At 42.2% G+C, this 20768-nt stretch carries 18 protein-coding genes and 1 tRNA gene; 11 read left to right on the forward strand and 8 right to left on the reverse strand.

What is annotated here, in order from left to right; translation table 11 throughout:
* Positions 1-7: 7 nt before the first annotated feature.
* The 4 genes from hutG to DXX92_RS18185 form a co-directional block, all read right to left on the reverse strand.
* Complete coding sequence (gene hutG, locus DXX92_RS18170; protein WP_116002082.1) at positions 8-808, reverse strand: N-formylglutamate deformylase; 801 nt, start codon at positions 806-808, stop codon at positions 8-10.
* A gap of 171 nt (positions 809-979) precedes the next feature.
* Positions 980-1477, reverse strand: a complete 498-nt coding sequence (locus DXX92_RS18175) for an META domain-containing protein (protein WP_116002083.1) — start codon at positions 1475-1477, stop codon at positions 980-982.
* Positions 1478-1883: 406 nt separating this feature from the next.
* Positions 1884-2540 (reverse strand): peroxiredoxin-like family protein, encoded by a 657-nt coding sequence (locus DXX92_RS18180; RefSeq protein WP_245961526.1) that lies wholly within the window; start codon positions 2538-2540, stop codon positions 1884-1886.
* A gap of 152 nt (positions 2541-2692) precedes the next feature.
* Entirely contained in the window at positions 2693-4579 is a 1887-nt protein-coding gene (locus DXX92_RS18185) for a methyl-accepting chemotaxis protein (RefSeq protein WP_181901783.1), read from the reverse strand.
* Between the two features lie 310 nt (positions 4580-4889).
* On the opposite strand from DXX92_RS18185, the gene purU reads away from it, so the two are divergent.
* From purU to hemN, 5 genes are all read left to right on the forward strand, one after another.
* Positions 4890-5750 (forward strand): formyltetrahydrofolate deformylase, encoded by an 861-nt coding sequence (purU, locus tag DXX92_RS18190; protein ID WP_116002085.1) that lies wholly within the window; start codon positions 4890-4892, stop codon positions 5748-5750.
* A gap of 997 nt (positions 5751-6747) precedes the next feature.
* Entirely contained in the window at positions 6748-7338 is a 591-nt protein-coding gene (gene yihI, locus DXX92_RS18195) for a Der GTPase-activating protein YihI (protein ID WP_116002086.1), read from the forward strand.
* Positions 7339-7380: 42 nt separating this feature from the next.
* The gene (locus tag DXX92_RS18200) at positions 7381-7878 is read left to right on the forward strand and encodes a DUF2489 domain-containing protein (RefSeq protein WP_116002087.1); all 498 of its coding nucleotides are present in this window, start codon (positions 7381-7383) and stop codon (positions 7876-7878) included.
* Positions 7879-7908: 30 nt separating this feature from the next.
* Positions 7909-8220: a TraR/DksA family transcriptional regulator gene (locus DXX92_RS18205; RefSeq protein ID WP_116002088.1), complete on the forward strand. Its 312-nt coding sequence runs from the start codon at positions 7909-7911 to the stop codon at positions 8218-8220.
* 92 nt (positions 8221-8312) lie between these two features.
* Positions 8313-9683, forward strand: coding sequence for an oxygen-independent coproporphyrinogen III oxidase (gene hemN, locus DXX92_RS18210; protein WP_116002089.1), 1371 nt, complete (start codon positions 8313-8315; stop codon positions 9681-9683).
* A 36-nt stretch (positions 9684-9719) separates the two neighbouring features.
* Here the strand turns inward: hemN and DXX92_RS18215 are convergent, their stop codons facing one another.
* The gene (locus DXX92_RS18215) at positions 9720-10265 is read right to left on the reverse strand and encodes a DUF1285 domain-containing protein (RefSeq protein WP_116002090.1); all 546 of its coding nucleotides are present in this window, start codon (positions 10263-10265) and stop codon (positions 9720-9722) included.
* 148 nt (positions 10266-10413) lie between these two features.
* Here DXX92_RS18215 and DXX92_RS18220 point away from each other — a divergent pair.
* From DXX92_RS18220 to DXX92_RS18230, 3 genes are all read left to right on the forward strand, one after another.
* Positions 10414-10489: transfer RNA gene (locus DXX92_RS18220), tRNA-His, on the forward strand.
* Between the two features lie 320 nt (positions 10490-10809).
* Entirely contained in the window at positions 10810-11796 is a 987-nt protein-coding gene (locus DXX92_RS18225) for a GAF domain-containing protein (protein ID WP_116002091.1), read from the forward strand.
* Positions 11789-12274 carry a Panacea domain-containing protein gene (locus DXX92_RS18230; RefSeq protein WP_116002092.1) on the forward strand — a complete coding sequence of 162 codons (486 nt, stop codon included), beginning with the start codon at positions 11789-11791 and terminating at the stop codon, positions 12272-12274. Before DXX92_RS18225 ends, DXX92_RS18230 begins: the two co-directional genes overlap by 8 nt.
* 244 nt (positions 12275-12518) lie before the next feature.
* On the opposite strand, the gene DXX92_RS18235 is transcribed toward DXX92_RS18230, so the two are convergent.
* A complete protein-coding gene (locus DXX92_RS18235) occupies positions 12519-12782 on the reverse strand; it encodes a CBU_0592 family membrane protein (RefSeq protein WP_116002093.1) in 264 nt (87 codons plus the stop codon).
* 279 nt (positions 12783-13061) lie between these two features.
* Here DXX92_RS18235 and DXX92_RS18240 point away from each other — a divergent pair, with 279 nt between their 5' ends.
* Positions 13062-13628, forward strand: a complete 567-nt coding sequence (locus DXX92_RS18240; RefSeq protein ID WP_116002094.1) for an SOS response-associated peptidase — start codon at positions 13062-13064, stop codon at positions 13626-13628.
* Positions 13629-13996: 368 nt separating this feature from the next.
* Entirely contained in the window at positions 13997-16816 is a 2820-nt protein-coding gene (locus tag DXX92_RS18245) for an insulinase family protein (RefSeq protein ID WP_116002095.1), read from the forward strand.
* A 107-nt stretch (positions 16817-16923) separates the two neighbouring features.
* Here DXX92_RS18245 and DXX92_RS18250 read toward each other — a convergent pair whose 3' ends face one another.
* Both DXX92_RS18250 and proB read right to left on the reverse strand, forming a co-directional pair.
* The gene (locus DXX92_RS18250) at positions 16924-18183 is read right to left on the reverse strand and encodes a glutamate-5-semialdehyde dehydrogenase (protein ID WP_116002096.1); all 1260 of its coding nucleotides are present in this window, start codon (positions 18181-18183) and stop codon (positions 16924-16926) included.
* A 13-nt stretch (positions 18184-18196) separates the two neighbouring features.
* Positions 18197-19351, reverse strand: a complete 1155-nt coding sequence (proB, locus tag DXX92_RS18255) for a glutamate 5-kinase (protein ID WP_116002097.1) — start codon at positions 19349-19351, stop codon at positions 18197-18199.
* A 510-nt stretch (positions 19352-19861) separates the two neighbouring features.
* Between proB and DXX92_RS18260 the strand changes: the two genes are divergently transcribed.
* The gene (locus DXX92_RS18260; RefSeq protein ID WP_116002098.1) at positions 19862-20764 is read left to right on the forward strand and encodes an acyltransferase; all 903 of its coding nucleotides are present in this window, start codon (positions 19862-19864) and stop codon (positions 20762-20764) included.
* Positions 20765-20768 lie beyond the last annotated feature (4 nt).

Here is a 20768-nt window from a genome sequence, read left to right on the forward strand (position 1 = left end):
CACCACGCTATTTATTACGACTAATTTGGGCACCAAATGCGATTAAGGCGCTCACTAAAGATTTAAGTTTAGGCTGTACTTGCTCAGCGCGACTTGGCGAATAGCTTAAGCTCTGTTCATCCATATAAGTAATTTGTGACAACTCTAGCTGCAATGCATGGATATCTTGCTCTGGATTGCCATACGCTCGGGTAATATAGCCGCCTTTAAATCGGCCGTTGGTTACTTGGCTATACGGCGCGAAATTGATTGCTTCAACTTGTTCGATTAATGCCGGTGCACAGCTTTTGCCATCAGCACTACCAAAGTTGAAATCCGGCAAGCGGCCATCAAAAAAACGCGGCACATGTGACAATATTGAGTGGGCTTCTAATAACACCGCGACACCAAATTTTTGCTTAATCGCCGCCAGCTCGTTAGCAAGCGCTTGATGATAAGGTTGCCAGTAAAGCTCGACACGGCGCTCAATTTCAGCTGACGACGGCACTTTTCCGTCGACATAAAGAGGTGATAAATCAAACGCACTGGTCGGGCAAAGTTCGGTACTATTCGCGCCTGGGTATAGGTTTACACCCTTAGGATCACGGTTTAAATCAATCACATAACGATTGTATTTAGGCGCAATAATACTTGCTCCCATCGCCTCGGCAAAATCATAAAGTTTATCCAAGTGCCAATCGGTGTCGCGAACAGCTAGGCCATCGGCTGTCATATTGGCGGCGATATCATCGGGAATGGCTTGACCATTGTGCGGCATGCTGATCAAGAGTGGCGTCAAACCTTGGTGTAGCGAATAGCTTTCAGTCATCACATGAAATTGTATATACAAGTTGTATTATTAATTTACCATGCCGCTCAGAAGCAACGCAACTTACGCTAATAACCTTTAACTGTGCGCAACAACAAAAACGCCGAACTTTCGGCATTGCGAAAAGTTCAGCGCTTGTTCTGGGATTACTTGAGGCGTGTTGAGCTTGAGTTAATCTTGCTTAAAGCGTGCGATTGTCTCGCCCTGTTGATCAATAAGTTCTAAAAACTGCTCACTAAATCGATAGGTAGACACTTGCGTTATCGCTTTAGCAAATTTAGCTTCAAGCTCCATCCCTTGCTGACAAAGCATTTTCGTCATGGCTAAATGACCAAAGTTCAGTGCATTTTGCTTGATGGTGTATGCCCCAAAGTAACGGTTACAACCGGCAAAACCACTGACTTGCTGTTTTTGGGGTTCAAAGCGAAGGCTAACGGGTTTACCACCTTTGCCTTTGAGCGTTTCAGTTCCAGCTAATTGCACAAGTTGCCATTGGCGTTGATATAAGCGTGCGAGCCCAGACTCGTTGCTAACTTGTCCAGTCTGTTCTTGGCTATTGGCGGATTCAGGGGTTTGAGACACTGAGTTAACAGGGGCTTGATAACTACATGCGCTTAACGATAGTAAGGTGGTTGCGATAACGCAAACCAGAGTTGTTCCTTTGGTCATATACCTTTCCTTTTACAGATAATGGTTGTGTATACCCAAACCACTTCAAGATACATGTTTCAGCGCTATCACAGGAGCTTAGTATCAAGGCGCAGCTAGCAGGAATGGTAACTCCCTTGCAATTAGCTGTAACGATGAGAGTAAGTTCCTGTGAAGCGCCCGAAGGGTTGATTTAAAAACGATTTATGCCGCGTTATTGATCTTAACAAGGGAACAACCATTCTTGGCAATCAATGCCTTGCCTAAATCGTTTTTAATTTCAACTGAAACGAGCATTTTGAAGTGGCTTGGGTATATATGACCTTAGTGTAACCAGCTCATCGACGACAATCGACCTGCTGATTACAGGTTTTTAGCAATGCCTATCAATTAACTGATAGGCATCGCCAAAGCAGTAAGTAACTACTTACTTCACTAATTTTGCAGCAGCTAGCAAGATTTCAGGCTGTAAGCGAACTCTAAAGTTCGGGTTAACATAGCTAAACTGTACTAGACCTTTGCCGTCAATCACGTAAATCGCTGGTACTGGTAATACTAGGCGTTCTTCACCATCAGCATTTTTTTGAAGCGGGTTAGACAACTTCATCGCCGCTAAGTAACGCTCTGTGGTTTTTTGTGATGTAAAAAAAGCTAAACCAAATGCTTGGCTGATCGTTGAGTTGTAGTCTGAAAGCAGTTGGTATTCTAAAGACATGCTATCAACACTTTTCTTTAAGTCTGCTGGCGCGTCAGTTGACACACCGATAAGCTGGAAGCCTGCTTTTTTAAGCTCAGGCTCTAACTGCTTTAGCTGACCCATTTGCGTGTTACAGAATGGGCACCAGCCACCGCGATAGAAAAACAAAATTGTCTTTTTGCCAGCTAGTACGTCTTTTAAAGGCTTGCTTTTACCGTCAATCGTTACCGCATCTACATTAGGTACCATCTGACCATTCAATAGCGGGCTTACCCACTCAGCACTTTCAGCAACAGGCTTTGTTTTCATGGTATTAGTCTCGGCCATACTGGCAGAGGTAAACAACATCGACAATGCAATTACCGCAGGAACAAATAACTTCATCATAAATTTTCTCTTTTAGTTCTAATCAGCGCAATTGACCTTGTTAGATGCAAAAATATTTCACAATGGCAACAGATATACGTCGAAAACTTACACGACTTTCGCTGAGCTATTGCGTGGAGCCGCGTTACCTTGCGCTGCGATGAGTAAACGCCTTACACCTTAAATTGGCGCACTAACAGGTTAAGATCGTCAAACACCGATTGCAGTTCATCACAGGCATGCTGAGTTTGTTGCAAATTGCCAACGCCTTCCTGATTTAAATTCATTAGCTGTAAAATATCTTCATCAATACTTTGAATTACATTGACTTGTTGCTCTGTCGCCACAGCTACCGAATGATTTTCTCGCTCAACATCCGCCAAAGCGCCAATCACTTGCTGCATTTTGTCACCCGCAACATTGGCTAACGCAACGCTATTACTGCTGTTCGTTTGGCTTTCGGCCATCGTATCAACTACCGCCGACGAGCCTTGTTGCAAGCTAGCAATCATCACTTCAATTTCGGTTGTTGCCACTTGTGTGCGCTGCGCAAGCTGTCTCACTTCATCGGCAACAACAGCAAAGCCGCGCCCTGCTTCCCCTGCGCGAGCTGCTTCAATGGCCGCATTAAGGGCAAGCAGATTAGTTTGTTCACTAACGCCTTTGATAACGTCAAGAATGTTACCGATATTCTGCGTTTCTTGGCTGAGTTTTGTGATGTCGTCACTTGAGCCCGCCATCATATTGCTCAGCGTATTGATCGCAACAATGTTGTCGCTGATAGCATCAACCCCCTGTTGAGATTGATTGTGCATGGCAGACGTTAGCGATGACGCCGTGGCTGCATTGCTGGAAATTTCTTGCGCCGAGCTATTGAGCTCGGTTACCGCGGCAGAAACGTTCGTGCCCCGACTTAATTGTTGCTCAGCCATATTGATACCCGTTGCAGTACTACTGCGAACTTGCCCAATTTGGCTGTTTAGCGTTGTGGCAACGGTATGTACTTGGGTCATGGATTGATGGATGGTATCAATAAAGCCATTGAAATCATGTGACAATTTACCAATTTCATCTTGGCTTTTAACCGCTAAACGCTTGGTCAGATCGCCGTCGCCTTCAGAGATATCTTTGATCGCATACGATAATTGCTGAATAGGTTTAAGCAAATGACTGAGCAATAGGTTTAACAACACAACGGTCACCACCACACTCACTACACCAAAAACAATAGCGCTGTTTCTAGCACTTGCTAACGGTGCATAGGCTTTTTCCTGATCAAGCACAACGCCCAAATACCAGTTTACCGATGAAATCCCTTTGACGGGCATAAAGGCAACAATCTGGTTCTGCTCATCAACATCAACAAGCTCACTATTGAGTGGCGCCTGATAACCCAATAAATCGCTAATATTTTTATCAATATACTGAGCTTCTGGGTGACTTAGGATCTTGCCTTGTTCAGTAACTAAATAAGCATAGCCGAGCCCAAGAAACTCGATGCTGTTGATAATATCGGCCACTTTATCAAGCAAGATGTCGCCGCCAGCAACACCAATAAACTGCCCTTGCTGCTCAATCGGCGTTACCGCAGAAATAAGTAACTGATTAATCGTGGCATCAACATAAGGTTCGGTAAACGAAGGCATGCGCTCTTGCTTAACCTGCTGATACCAAGGACGTTGCCTTGCATCAAAATCTGCAGGTAGTTGAATATTAGGGTCATCGAGAATAAATTCACCGGATTGTTCAACAGCGATATATGCGTTTTTAAAATCACCCGCATTATCTGCTTGCTTAGTAATGTTAAACATCTCAGCACTGCTCGTGTCCGCGGTGGTTGCTGTTGCCACGGCTTCAACAATCGCGAGTTTGCCGTTCAGCCAGTTGGCGATATTGCCAGACACTGACGATGCAATTTCGGTAATACTTTGCTGCAGTTGGTGATGAATTTCTTCATTCGCCGCAGTGTAGTTTCGAACCGTGAGTACTGATAATGCAAGTACAATCAATACGGCTGCAATTAAATTAATTTTATGGGCAAACTTTAATTTCGCGAACATATACATCTCAACTATGCCTAACTAAATGTCTAACTAAATGTTTTGTTATGAATATTTTTCTGATTTTTCTCTGGCGTCTAACGCTGAGCAGTGTGTTTTTTTAGGGTTTAAATAGCTTTAAATCTATTGGTCGCTCAGACACGCGCAGCTTCTTATAACACGATAAAAGTCGCTAGGCTACGGCAGTAATGTCCAGTCCAATAACACCATATGTTTCCATATTTCAGCAAAGCAGTACTTATATTTTTTTCTACTAGCTTTATCAGCAAGAATACTGGCAAGATACGGCTTTTGCAGTTAGGAAGTGTTTATGCAGTCTCATCATCATTATGTTCTTACTTGGCAGTGCCCTGATACCTCTGGGGTATTGGCAAAAATCACCCAAAACTTGTATGAACACGGCGCATTTATTACTGAAACTGCACAGTATAGTGATCCCTATAGCGACACCTTTTTCTCACGCATTGCCTTTGATGACAGATCGCTAACGGTTCCGATTGAAGAATTTATCGCTGGTATCGAAACACTGGCTAAGCCACTGAATATGCAGTATCAACTACGCAGCAGAGATTTGTTGCCGAAAGTGGTGATTGCGGTATCAAAAGACGATCATTGTTTAGTGTCATTACTAACCAAGTGGAAAGCCGGTGTGCTACCAATCGATATCGTAGCGGTGGTATCTAACCATACCGACTGCCAGGCGTTAACCCAGTGGCACGGTATTCCATTTCATCACCTACCGATTACCGCTGACACCAAGGCCGAACAGGAAGCGCAAATGCTGAAACTGTTCAATGATTATGAAGCGGAATTACTGGTACTCGCTCGATATATGCAGATTTTGTCTGACGATTTATGTGAGAAGTTACGAGGCAAGGCGATAAATATTCATCACTCTTTCTTGCCAAGCTTTAAGGGCGCAAGACCTTACCATCAAGCCCATGCTCGCGGCGTTAAAGTCATTGGCGCAACCGCGCACTATGTCACCGCTGATCTTGATGAAGGGCCGATTATTGTGCAAGAAGTAAAACCCATCAACCATACCTTTACCATCGAACAAATGGTGCATATGGGCCACGACCTTGAAGCCACTGCACTATCGCACGCGGTAAAAATGCACGCCGAACAGCGCATTTGTTTAAATGGTGATAAAACGGTTATTTTAGCCTAGCCCAACGGTTAGGCTCAGCGCTAGGAACCATACATCGATATACGCTGGCTAAATACGCTAGCGTTGCTAGCGGTAAACATCAGACTACTACTTTCACTTAAAAACCTAAAAACCTTAAACCTTAGTTTAGGTTCAGTGAAGCTCCTGCTAGCTAATAGCACTTCACCTCTTTTACACGCAAATCCACTCCCCCAAAAAAAGATAATTGAGTAAATATTCCACTGCAAATGATCAATTTTGGTTCAAAACAAAGCCAATCTGTACTACAAGAGCTATCTTTTTTGTAAGACATTTGCCATTTTATTAATTTTTTTGATTTGGTTAACATAAAATTACATTTTAATTACACATTCAATACAAGCACTTAGCAACAAAGACGCAAAATGCTCAAAAAAAGTGCAAAAATATAACTTGCTGTTATGGGATAACAGCGTAAAGTAATGACCAGCTACTACGTTAGTGGCGCTGTTAGCGCATAACGATAATTAGCCAATATTAAGAATAAGGACACTAGCTCAGCTAGACTTGCACAGGAAGCAAGATGTCATTCACCATTAGCAATTGACCCCAGCGTCGTAGCTCAGGTGAAGACCTTATCTGAAACACGGATGGTTAACTTGGTTATCAGGATGATACGATTATTAGTCCAGGAGGGCTCGTAAGGATAGCTAAAAAAGCGTTAGGACGACCGAAAAAAACAAAATACGTACGGAAACAACAAAAATAAGACAGGATATAGTTGAATTACAGGGACTGTGCTAATTAGGTAGGATACCAATTCAGGATCGGAAAAGATATTGATGGCACTAGCCACAGTGACTCTCCAAAAGCGATGCAATTGCATCGCTTTTTTCTTTTCTAAGAGCTAGCAGTTTGTCTTCACTTAGCTCAACTAGGTCAAACTAGTTTAGTTAACAAGTTAGATCAGCCAGATGTTTTCCATATCTGCTGAATTCCCGTAAAATAACCACCATTAATCCCGCTCAAGTTAAATTTCATGACACGTAAAAAGAAATCAAGAAAGCCTGGCGTAGGCTCTAGTGGCATTCGCAAAACTGACACAACAAACAGTTCAGTCGTTGTTTCTGATAAAAAGCCAAAGAAAAAAACAGGTAAAGCAGCCGGCAGTCGCCAAATCGAAGGGACAAAATCCAAAAAAGCTGGCAACACAAACAAGCCGGCTAAAGATCCACGTATTGGCAGTAAAAAACCTATTGAGTTGGGCACCTTAGCCTCAACCAAAACGGCGACACCAGCAGTAAAACACAAGCCAAATAAACCTCGTATCGCAAACGTTCGTGTTATTGATGCAGCGCCAAGCCTAGCTCAGCAACTTGCAGCGATTGAAAACGACGAGCGGCTCCAGCTTATTCTTGCCAAGCAAGAACAAGAAGAGGCGTTGAGCAGTGAAGAAGTCGATCTTTACAATGAACTAATGGACGAATACGAACGTTTATCTGCACAGTTAGCTGAGCAAGAAGATACGACATCGGCACCTTCGAATACGCCGGATGGCGCGTTAGATGACGATGACTTATGGGATAAGCTCGATACCTCAGATTTCTCAGACTATTCCGACGAAAGCTAAGACCAAGACTAAAACCAAGATTAGACACAAGAGTAATCATCAATGACCGAAAACATATGGCTTGTGTTAGCCGTTGTTGGCGCACTGATCATTTTTGCCCTAGCAATTTACGCAGGTAAATTGTTAATGCAACTAAAGCAGCAAAATGTCGCCCAAGCTAAGGCCGAGCAAGAGCGCCAAGCGCAACTGCAAAAGCATGATCGCAAAGTGCTCGACAGTTTATTGATCATCGTCAAAGCGATGCAAGAGCAGCAATGTGAATATAGTGAAGGCGCATGGCGATTAACTGTGCTGATGGACTCATTGAAATTAACACCCACTATGTCGGCAGAATTTCCTGCTATAGTTGAGTTATACGAGAGTATTAAACATCACTCAATACTCGCCGAGCGCAAAAAATTGCCCAAACAGCAACGCATGAAACAAGATGTCGAGCGCATGCAAGCCGAGGCAAAGCTAACGGAGCAAATTTCATTGGAACTCGACACCCTATATGAAACGGCAACCGCACAACGAGCCAGTATAAGCGAATCTTCATAACGATTATTCGCTCATGCTAAGGAGCGAATAATGTCAGAGCAGTTAAAACAACAATTTACCGAGCGTATCGTTGAGCTACAACAACGCATTGACTCTATCCACCAAGACTTTGCCGACGGGCGCCATGCCGATTGGTCTGAGCAAGCGGGTGAACGAGAAAACGACGAAGTGCTTAACGCGTTAGAGTCAGAAGCAAAAGTTGAGATACAACAACTTTCTAACGCCATTACCCTTATCGACAACGGCAACTATGGCTATTGCCAAAAGTGCGGCGAACAAATAAATCCTAAGCGTTTAGCCGTCCAGCCCGCAGCTATCAAGTGCATCAACTGCGCTGACTAAACAGCCAACCATTCATCTCAGGCTTTGCGCTTGATCAACTTTTGCCATGATGTCTTCTGATAAAATACTTCGGTTAACATTCGGGAGATATCATGCAAATTGCACAGTTATTCGATAAAAAACTCTTAGCTAAATACAATACCAGTGGCCCAAGGTATACCTCTTACCCGACGGCATTAGAGTTTCACGACGAATTTAACGATCAAGCCTTTATTGACGCCGTTGCTGGCTCAGACACCCGTGATTTGTCTATTTATGTGCACATTCCATTTTGCCACAGTCTTTGTTACTACTGCGGCTGTAATAAAATTGTCACTCGTCATCGCGATAAAGCCGATATCTACCTAGACTACCTTGCCAAAGAAATCATCCAACGCGCGCCGTTGTTTAACGAGTATCAAGTTAAACAAATTCACTGGGGGGGCGGTACACCAAGCTTTTTAACCAAAACGCAAATTACCCATTTGGTTAACTTACTCAAGCAACACTTCAAATTTGCTGAGCAATTGGAGATGAGCATTGAAGTTGACCCACGTGAAATCGAGCTAGATTTAGCAGATCATCTATACGAGCTAGGCTTTAATCGCATGAGCATCGGTGTACAAGACATTGATGAACAAGTGCAAAAAGCGATCAACCGTGAGCAATCTACCGAGTTTATTACCGACTTCACGCACCATGCAAAAGCCGTCGGCTTCCAGTCCATTAATATCGATTTAATTTACGGGCTACCGCACCAAACGCTTGATACCTTTGGTCGCACACTCGCTAGTGTTGAAGAAATGGCCGTTGATCGCATTTCGCTGTTCAGCTATGCCCACTTGCCATCGCGTTTTGCCGCGCAGCGCAAACTCAAAGACGAATGGCTACCGAATGCCAATGAAAAGTTAGCACTCATGCAGTTAGCGATAGAAACCCTATGTCAGCAAGGTTTTGACTTTATCGGCATGGATCATTTTGCCAAACCCGATGACGAATTAGCGATAGCGCAGCGCACAGGTAATTTGCACCGCAACTTCCAAGGTTACACCACGCAAGGTGACTGTGATTTGCTTGGCTTAGGGGTTTCTTCAATCAGCGCTGTTGGCCGCTGTTACAGCCAAAACAACAAAGAGCTGAAACAGTATTACCAAATGATTGACGAGCATAGCCATGCCGTTGAGAAAGGTGTAACGCTGAACACCGACGATGTATTGCGCGGCAAAGTTATCCGCTCACTAATGTGTAATATGTCGCTCGACAAACGCGCAATTGAACAAGAGTTTAATATTGTATTTGACGACTACTTCGCTGATGAATTGGTCTCGCTAGAAACCTTTATTGAAGACAACTTAGTGACTAATCGAGAGCATGAAATTGTCGTTCATGCCAAAGCTCGCCTACTCATTCGTAACATTTGTATGAGCTTTGATGCTTATATGAAGCAACACATTAACCAACAACGTTTCTCACGCGTTATCTAATTAATGCCAATTTCAACTTTAGACCAATAGGGCGTTTTAATAACGCCCTATTTCATACCCTCGCCCTTGGCTGTGCATAAATAGGCTAGTGCTACTATCACTTGCAACCTCTTTCGCCGCCTCAACCCATTGATAATAAACATTGCGATGTACTTTCGCCTCTAAATTGCGGCGCACCGTAATGTAAATATTGCCCTCGCTATCTAATCGAAGGGGGTGCTGCTCGTTTAACACAAACTCGTCACCTAAATTGGTCGCGAGTAACAGCTCAGAATGAGGCTGCTCATCTTTCCATTCCCAGCGCGTAATTAAAAACGGGCTGTCTTCCACCTGAATTTTTACTTTCTCTACAGGAGTGACTAAAAAGTACTCGCCATCTTCTTTTTTCAGCACCGATGCGAACAATTTAACCAAAGACAAACGTTTAAATGGCGTGCCCATATAAAACCAATCACCGTTTTGCCTAATCTGTAAATCAATTTCGCCACAATACGCTGGGTTCCACAAATCAACCGGTGGCCCTTTTTTCTCTTCGCCACAAATATGCCCATCGAGCTGCGCAAACAAATTATCTAACGACATAATGATGCCTTTTTCACCACTTTATTCAGCTAATAGTATTAATTTTACTGGTATTGAAAGAAATTACGAGTTGATGCTTGTCAAAGCCCAGTAAACTGATATAGAATCCGCGCACTGATTCGCACAGGCGGGTTAGATTTCCTTGATGGTGGCATTAGCTCAGTTGGTAGAGCCCTGGATTGTGATTCCAGTTGTCGTGGGTTCAAGTCCCATATGCCACCCCACTATTTTCCTTGCTCTAAAAAACAATCCTAAACAAACTATCAGACCAATAGAATTAAGCTCTAAAGCTAATTTATTGTCTATTCAATTAGCCCTTCTTTATTAAATTTTAATATTCTGGCAAATTGATTGACTGCTTAGTTTATATATTCGCTGCATAAGTATCGTCAATTACAGTTGAATAAAGCCAACTGGGCACATTTTTATCTATAATTAGAGCATAAAAATAAGATTATAAATTCCAATTGAATTAACAGTTTACTGTGAATTTCGCGTCCATTAAACTTCATATAGTTACCTTTTAAATTTGATAGGGAATTGAGTGAATAAGCTGCAATTCGGTTTTACTGGTGAGTCTGAAGTACTCAATCAGTTTTCTAATAAAATTGGACAGTGGTGGTATATATTCTTTGCTGCAGCCGGTTCTGCGCTGATAAGTATCTGTGCTTCTTTCGCTGCTGGCTTTGATTTTTCTACTAAATTGGAAGCTACTATCGGTTTTTGGCCATGCCTATGGTTATTTATTTGGAACCCATGGCTAGGAATATTGTTAGGTGTATTAGCAATTCTATATGGTGGTAAAGGCACATTTAACGACCTAGAAAACCTTAACGATATAAATGCAAAACTCAAAAAAGAAAATACAAATATTCCCGAATTAAAAAATCAAATAAATAGCATTTCTGAAGACTCTGAATCATTACAAAATCAGCTTTCAGACTTGCAAGTAAAGCTTGTTGAAACATGGCTAAAAGGTAGCTCAAGGCAATGGAAGTTGAGCACTCAAGAGAGGGTTTCGATCTATTACTATGTTGACAATCATTTTTATTTACTTGCTAGACATTCTCAAAACCCGATTTACGCCGAGCAACACAGACAAAAGTTTTCTCGAAATCAGGGTGTAATAAGCAAGGCATGGCAACATAAAATTTGTGTCGATATTGAGAACTGTCCATTATACAAAGATGATCCTGAAGGATACAAAGCCTACATGCAGGAGCATTATCAATACGACTCCGAGAAAATTGATAATTTAGCAATGAAAAGTAGTCGATTTGTAGCAATATCAATTATTGACGCTGATAAGCATATAGGTGTTATAGTAATAGAGTCCGTACGAGCAGATTTTTTTAAATCTCAAAAGGTGTCGCAGATTAAACGTTATTGCACTGAGTATCAAAGTTATATGGTTGACTTTGTTAAGGGCGCAATTCAATACGATAAATCTGCTAAGGTAGGACAAAATCATAATCTGCACGTTGATCAGGACTTTATGGAGTCATTAACTAAAGGGGGGAAACATGAATAAATTGCGAGCAATAATGGCATATTTTTGTGCGAACTACCCACATAAAAGCGAACTTTCCAAAGCTCGATTAACGAAGTTAGTTTATTTAGCTGATTGGTATTCTGCCCTTATGCGGAACCATAGGATGACAGATATTGATTGGGTTTTTAACCATTATGGGCCTTATGTAGACAACATTACAGATCTAGCCAGTCTTGATGGTGACTTTTCAATTACTCCACAGAGGACCACTTATGGTGGAAATAAATTCGTTATTTCGTATAACGGAGATAATGTTGAAGGTCTATTTAATGAGAGTGAATTAGATATTCTCAACGCAATAATAAGCAAAACAAAAGCTATGTATTTTAATGAGTTTATAGACTTTGTTTATTCTACATATCCAGTCTCATCAAACGAACGTTATAGTAAACTTAATCTGGAATTATTAGCTGAGCAATACAGGGCAACTCATGTAAATCAAACTCTACGGAACTAGAACTCAGCGATACCGAAGCAAAAAGCTTAAAATACCTTATCAGTGGACAAGTAATAAAAGCTTTTATTTCGCTATACCTAATGTTACTTGATGTTTGCTTAACTAGGTTAATCTCGAAACATTTGCACAGAAGCCCTATTTATATTTCGTGAAAGTTAGCCAAATTGCTTTATGGTAAAAACAAAAACGCCGTAACTCAGTACGGCGTTTTAAACTGACTGCTGCTATTTAAACTACAAAGCAATTAGCTGGCTTGTACTGGTTCTCGCTGATAATAGCGGTAAATACCAACCAGTGATGCCGCAATCCAGAAGATTTCAATCACAAAGCTCGCCAAGTTGAAGTTAATACACAGGCTGATCAGTAGTAAAATAGCACCGGTTAAGTTTAATAAGTTGTACGCCATGCCTTTTGGGCTAAGCTTTTCTAACTGAATTAAAAAGAAAGCAAGCACCACTAAAAACGTGCCTGACATACCGATGATATCGGCAAATAAACTAAGAGACATTCTTACTCCTAAACGATGTAATTACCTGGCGCGGTTCCTTGGAGACTAGACCATGTTAGCGACTCAAAGTCGCTAACTTCCCTCTGGCAGAATTTAATGATTAGAAAACGCACAATAGGCGTCGAAATTTAAACCGGCGGGTATTCTAGTGATCTAGCGCCAAGAATCAATAGCGAATTATCCTCTGTTGGTGATTATTTCAGCTGCGTTAGCGTTCACCGTTAAGTCGCGAGATAAAAATGCTAGTATTAGCATTAACTTGGCAGATAAGAAGCAGCTATGTGTGGCCGATTAAACATTATTGACGATCCCATCGCACAGTTTATTAACGACGTGTTAGGAATCGAATTTAACACGCAAACCAACCCTGATTTGCGCCCTTCGCAGGATATTGCTGCCATTATTCGCCCTAGTGGGCAATTTCAACAGCTTAATGCCACATGGGGCATTCAACCTGAGTGGTCAAATCGGTTATTAATTAATGCACAAGCGGAAACGGTGAACACCAAACCCACATTCAAAGCAGCATTTGGTCATAGCCGCTGCTTACTGCCTTGCTCTGGTTGGTACGAATGGAAAACAGAGCATAATCAAAAAACTAAGTATGCCTTTACACACGCCAATGAACAGCCTTTTTTAATGGCGGGCATACTCTATGATCTTGCTGCCCCTAAACTTGTCACACTCACCACCAGTCCGAACGAGAAATGTGGCGAGATTCACAAACGCATGCCTGTGCTAATTCAGCCAGAACATATCGACTACTGGTTTAATGCTCAGCCACATGAACTAGAGCCTTTGATGAACGCAATTAGCGGTGACAGTATTCTCATACAGAGGGCTTAATCCATACCAGTATTAGCGTTTCATTGCACTCAAACACCTAATTATCGCTGCGCAAAAGTCACTTAACCTAATGATCTACATCAATATATAGCACACAATACTTGTTAATTTCACCGGAGTTTAATAGGGTGTCTGTTCGCTAAAATCTTCAAATAGCGATATCCACCCTCGGTAAATAGTGAATATTAGTGAAGTTTGTTGCCCTTGAACCTTATCAGTTCGAATTTCCAGCAATTCAAAATCAAGTTTGCCATACTAGTCTTCGTCATTGATAAGACTTGAGGTAGGACAAGCGCCGAGTATTTTCGTCGATATGCCCACAAAACACTCACTAATAACAACATGGAAAACAAGGAAGCGTGTGCTTTATGAAAACCTTTACCCAACAACTGACTAAGCTCAGTACCGCACTTGTGCTATCTGGCGCTGCACTTGGTACTTATGCAGGCACAGTCAACAAAAGCCCAAATGACCCGCGTGAATACCACACCTTCACCTTAGGTAATCAACTGGAAGTTATCACGGTATCTGACCCCAACTTGAAACAGTCGGCTGCCACTTTATCTGTCGGAGTCGGCCAATATCAAGATCCAACGCAATTTCAAGGTTTAGCGCATTTTCTTGAGCACATGATTTTTATGGGCTCAGAAAAATACCCTACCCCTGATGAGTTTATGGCATTCGTTAGTGAAAACGGCGGTCGCACCAATGCTTATACAGCACAGCAGCAAACTACCTACTTATTTACAATCGACAGCAAGCAGTTTGCACCTGCACTCGATCGATTAAGTAGCGCCATCAAGCAGCCATTGTTTGACGCAAGCATGGTGCAAAAGGAAATCAACGCGGTAAATTCCGAATGGCTAACTCATCGCCAATCAGATCAGTTTGTACAGCAACGCGCTGCAGCTCGCACAGGTAACTTAGCGCACCCAAGAGTGCAACTAGGTGTTGGTAATCTAGAAACGCTTAACAAAGACAAAGCGGCACTATTAGCTGAGCTAGGTAACTTCCACCAAGATTTTTACTCTGCCAATATCATGAAGTTGGTACTGGTTGGTAACCAAACACCTAAGCAGCTAAAGAAGTTAGCGAAAAAATACTTTTCGAATATTAAAAACAAGAAAGTCGAGCGCCCAGTCACACTACTACCGGCCTACCAGACAGAGCATTTAGGCCAACACATTTATGTGCAAAGTAAGGTTAAAGTGCCGCTACTGGCAGTAGAGTTTGCGATCCCCAACAATATGTCGCAATGGCAAAGCCAAGCTAACGCTTATGTGCAAAAACTTATTGCTTCACAAGAAGAAGGCTCGCTGCTTGCCACGTTAACCGAGCAAGGGCTAATTCAATTTGGCAATGTAATGTTTATGCCAAATGCATGGGGTAACAATGGCAGCGCCTTTATTCAATTTGTTTTAACCGAAAAAGGACAGGCCCAGCAAGATACAATTCTGGCGAGTACCTTTAGCTACCTAGAGCAAATTAAAAGCCAAGGTATTAGCCAAGCACACTTTGACGAGCTAAAAGGCTTGCTCAACCTTCAATACGAAGATTACCGAGCGCCTGCAGCACTGCCACTTGCTATGCAACTAGCGCAACCTATTTTTGATGTACCAAGTGAGCATTTAATTGATCACAACTTTGTCGCTAAGCGGTTTAATGCTAAACAGATTGGCGATCTTGTCGATCATTTAACGCCAGAACGCGCACGTATTTACCACATTAATCCTGAAGAAAAAGTCGATACTGAATTAACTTACGCTGAGGGTGGCTACCGCGTTGCAGCAATAACCGAGCAAGAGTTGGTAAAATGGCAAAGCTCGCCACTAGCGGTGAAATTGCCAGCGGCGCAAATTATTGAGCAAGAAGAAGCTGTAGAAGTTGTGCTAGACGGCGATTACTCTTCACCGAAGAAAATTTTTAGTGAAGCGGGCACTCAAGTGTTTTACTCACAAAGTACTCACCATAAGGGTAAAGAGGGAGTGCTAAACCTTGCACTAACCTCAACTGCCCCATCTGAGAATATCGACAATGCAGTCAGCGCATCACTACTTAACGTCATTTTTATTAAAGAAAATCAACGTTTGTTACAACGCGCTCAGCAGCGTAATGGTGTAATGATTAGCCCTGCGCCAAACAATGCCAATAACACGGTATTTCGTTTGTTTGGTCGTAGCAGTAAGCAATTTAAGTTAGCCACTCAGCTTGTAGAAGAGTTCAAAGAATTAGAAATTACTGAACGTGACTTTAAATCAGCCTTGAAACTTGTGAATGACTCACTCGAAAGTATGCAAGAGTTGAAAATTTCCGATCAGTTGTCATTCCATGCAATGAACTTAACTCGCCGTAGCCCTTATCAATATTCGGTCAAGGCAACGCGCAAAGCCCTTGCCAATGCTTCTTTAGAAAAAGTACAGGCAATGCATCAGCAAATCCTCAACAACAACTTTGTTGATATTTATGCCCATGGTAATTTTGCACCAAACAAGCTGATTGAATTTGCGAAACAAACACGTGAATTATTGGGTAAAAGTGAAATGCAGCCTTGGTATATAGCTTCAGAATTTTCTGTTAAACAAGGTAGCGCAGTCGTAAAAAAAGTGTCGGTAAAACAAGACGGCGTTGGTCTAGTCGATACTTACATTTACCCAGAGCAATCAGCAAAAGTGCTAGCTCAGCTACATTTGCTTAATCGCTTGTCATCAACACCATTATTTAAGGAGTTGAGAACCAATCAACAAGTTGGCTATGTGGTCAGAAGTTACGAAGAGAATATTCACGACTATCCGGCATTGTCAGTGATGATTGTTAGTGACAATACAAACTTGCAACAGCTAAAAGAAAGAATCGAATCTTTCCAAATTGGCTTTTACAACGCACTGGAGCAAGTAGATGAAAAAGCGATTACTCAACTGGCTAACTCAGTCGCTGATGAACTCAGTAAAAAGCCTGAAAATATCTTTGTTGAAGTCGGCCATTTTATTCAAGATTGGGAGCAAAATAAGCACTCTTTTAGCACCAAAGCACAGCAAATTCGCGATATTAAAGCGACCACAAAAGCTGACTTACTTGCGCTTTATAAAGATATGTTTATTCAAGGTAAATTTATGAATGCCTTAACCCAATTAAAAGGCGAAGACTTTAAAGATACGGGTTATTACAGCTGGTCTTCAACGGGTCAATAACCGTTTAGTGTAGCAACTAAAAAGCGCCGTTACTTATTGCAAAGTTAGTTATGCAAAAACAGTAACGGCGCTTTCTTTATATCAATGCCAGACTAGCTTCGACTCAATTAAGGTCTAACTTGGCCATCCCCTAAAACCACAAACTTTTCTGTGGTTAGCGCCTCTAACCCCATTGGCCCATAGGCGTGCAGCTTACTGGTAGAAATGCCAATTTCTGAGCCTAGGCCAAGCTGCCCACCATCAGAAAAACGCGAAGACACATTGGCCATCACCACAGATGAATTGATCCGGCGGATAAACTGCTGACAACGGGAGGTATCTTGGCTAACTATCACTTCAGTGTGATCTGAGGTGTATTGGTTAATGTGAGCAACCGCTGCGTCGTAATCCGCGACTATTTTAACTGCAATTTCTTGCGCCAAATACTCTGCTTGGAAGTCGTCTTCACTGGCCAGTTCCGCCCCCTCAAAATATGGCTGAGATTGCGCACAAGCATGAATTTTCACGTCAAATTCTGCTAATGCTTGAGCCGCTTTCGGTAAGTACTGCTCGGCAATCGATTGGTGTACAAGTAAGGTTTCCAGTGCATTACAAGCGCTTGGGCGCTGCGTTTTACCATTGACAAGCAGATCAATCGCTTTGTTTAAATCAGCAAACTCATCCACGTACTGATGACAAACCCCTTTAAAATGCTGAATAACGGGGATTTGACTGTTCTCAGTAACGTAACGAATTAGCCCTTCACCACCGCGTGGAATTACCAAATCAATCGAATCACGTTGTTTTAGCAGTTGTTCGATTACTTCACGGCTGGTATCAGGAATAACGGAAACCATGTAAGGATTTAGCTGATGTGTCGCCAACACTTGGTGCAAACAATTAGCTAGCGCAAGGTTGCTGTGAATAGCTTCTGAGCCACCACGCAGCACCACCGCGTTACCTGCCTTGATGCAAAGCGCTGCCGACTCTGCGGTCACATTTGGGCGTGATTCATAAATCATCGACACAACACCAAGCGGAATACGCATTTTACCCACTTGCATACCATTTGGGCGAAGCTGCATATTCGCAATATTGCCAACCGGATCAGACAGGTTAACAATGTCGATAATGGCGGCGGCAATATCATCAATTCGCTCAGGTGTCAGCGTTAGCCTGTCTAACATGGCTGACGACAAACCTTTGTCTCGCCCTGCTACTAGGTCTTTTTCATTTTCAACAATTATTGCAGCGCTGGCAGCGCGAATGGCCTGCGCCATATCGGTGAGTAGCTGGTTCTTTTGTGTTGTGGTTAGTTGCGCCACTTCACGGCTTGCAGCTTTAGCTTGTTGTGCCATGTATTGCATATCAAAGTTTTTAGAATTCATGTGCGTTCCTTTACTACTGAGTGTTGTCGCTGCTGGTATTGGTTTGATTACTGACATCACTGCTATTCGTTTTTAGCATCACCATATCATCACGGTGTACTGCTACTTTACTCGGGCAATAGCCAAGAATGGCGGCAATTTGATTACTGTTTTGCCCTATAATCTTCGCCAAATCACGATGGCTATACTGGCTAATACCTTTGGCAACGGGCGATTGATTTACCGCATCAATAATGTCGATAGAGTCACCGGCAGCAAAACTACCTTCAACGCCTGCAATGCCGGAAGGCAACAACGACGCGCCTTTATTGGTCACAGCATGAATCGCGCCGGCATCGAGCAATACTCGCCCAGTACTTTTTAACGTGTGTTTTAGCCAGTGTTTTTTCGCTTTAAATGGTGCTTGCTGGGCATGAAAATGCGTGCCGGCATTAATACCTTGGCCGAATTGTTCAAGCGCATTGGCATCTTCGCCACTGAGAATAAAGGTCGCGATGCCATTTTCTGTTGCTTTTTCTGCCGCTTGAATCTTGGTTTGCATACCACCTGTCGCAATGTGATTATCAGTACCTGAAGCCATCTGGTATATCGCTGGAGTAATCGCACTTACATCGCTGAGCTTTTCAGCGTCAGGGTTATGCTTTGGGTTTTCACGATATAAACCATCAACATCGCTGAGAATTAACAAGCAATCAGCCTCACTGACCAGCGCTACTTGTGCTGCCAAGTTATCGTTATCGCCAACTTTTAATTCATCGGTTGCCACCGTATCGTTTTCATTAACAATCGGGATCACGCCATTGGCGAGTAAAATACGAATAGTATTTTTGATATTAATATAGCGCTGGCGATCTTTTAAATCGCCATGGGTGATCAGTAATTGGCTGCATGGCACATCGAAAAAGCGCTGCCAATTTGCCATCATTTTCATTTGCCCCACTGCCGCCATCGCTTGTTTAGTGGGGATAGAAGGGTTGGGAGAGCCATGTCGTATTAATGCGCGGCCAGCAGCAACACTGCCAGACGAAACTAAAATCACTTCTTTCCCTGCCTGTTGGCATTGGGTAATAAAGCGCGCTATCGACAATAAATACTGCCCGCTACAACCCTGTTTATCAGGGGCAACTAAGGCACTGCCGACTTTAATCACAACACGTTGAAAATTCATTACTCCTCCTCAATTACTACCAGCCTAGCATGACGTGAAAAAGGCTTAAATAGCAATCACCTTTTGCGACTTTTATCAACGAAAAGAATCTTTTTAATAGGTTTAAAGCATATGGCTACACTAGCCTTTATTTTTACCCATTAAATGTTAATAAAATGTATATTTTTAAATGGCTAACTAAAAATGTGTTTATTTTGTCACCTTGGTTGACAACCTATTCAATACCACTGTTTTTCATAGTAAAAATCCGCACTTTTGTGGTGCAATCTAGTATCAAAAAGCGGTTCTTTTCTAAAAATACATAGTTAAACGTAATTTGCGATAGCTCGTCATATAAGTTCAGCTTACAACCGTTCACTTTCGCTAGTTATCATCAAGTCCAGTGATTTTTACGATGTAAAAACTGGTTATCTGGTGATAGAAAAAACCGTGTTCAAACACTTTTTAAACCCTTACAATCTAAAAATCGTCAACCTTAAAAGCAAATTTTTGTCAGTTAAGTTCATTATTATGTTGAGTTTTCTACCTAGACCTTTGATCGGATTTTTGTCTTTAGTTTGTTACACCATCAACACATTATTGTGGGTGTTACCTGTTGTTGTTAGCTCTCTATTAAAAGCTTTAGTACCACTTAAAGGCTGGCAAAAGCTCTTTAGTTATTTGCTCGATCGCATGGCAAGTAATTGGGTCACCTGTAATACTGGCATTCAAAACTTATTCACCAAGGTCAATTACCAAGTCACCGGCTTAGATAAACTCACCACTAAAGACTGGTACTTAGTGCTGAGTAACCACCAAAGCTGGGTAGACATTCTGGTGCTGCAACGGTTATTAAATGGCAAGATCCCATTTTTAAAGTTCTTTTTGAAAAAAGAGCTTATCTATGTGCCTTTTCTCGGCATTGCCTGGTGGGCATTAGACTTTCCATTTATGAAGCGCTATAGCCAAGCGTTTTTGAAAAGGAATCCTCATTTAATTGGCAAAGATATTGAAACAACACGAAAAGCGTGTGAAAAATTTAAACATAAACCTGTGAGTGTAATGAACTTTATTGAAGGAACGCGCTATACGCAGGCCAAGCACGAAAAACAAAAATCGCCGTTTAAGCACTTATTAAGACCGAAAGCCGGTGGTATCGCCTTTGTGCTAGATGCCATGGGTCAACACCTCAATAAAATTGTTAACGTGACTATCTATTATCCGAATGGCATTCCAAGTTATCAGCAGTTTATTTCAGGCGATGTCAGCGAGATCCACGTAAACGTTGAAACTATCGATATTCCAGACGAAATTATTGGCGATTACTTCAATGACAAGGCGTTTAAACAAAACTTCCAGCAATGGGTTAATCAGCTGTGGCGCGATAAAGATCAGACAATGGCGGAAATGGAATTGGCTGACCATCAGTCTTAACAAC

Origin of the sequence: Thalassotalea euphylliae (genome assembly GCF_003390395.1) — a bacterium.
Taxonomy (GTDB): domain Bacteria; phylum Pseudomonadota; class Gammaproteobacteria; order Enterobacterales; family Alteromonadaceae; genus Thalassotalea_F; species Thalassotalea_F euphylliae_C.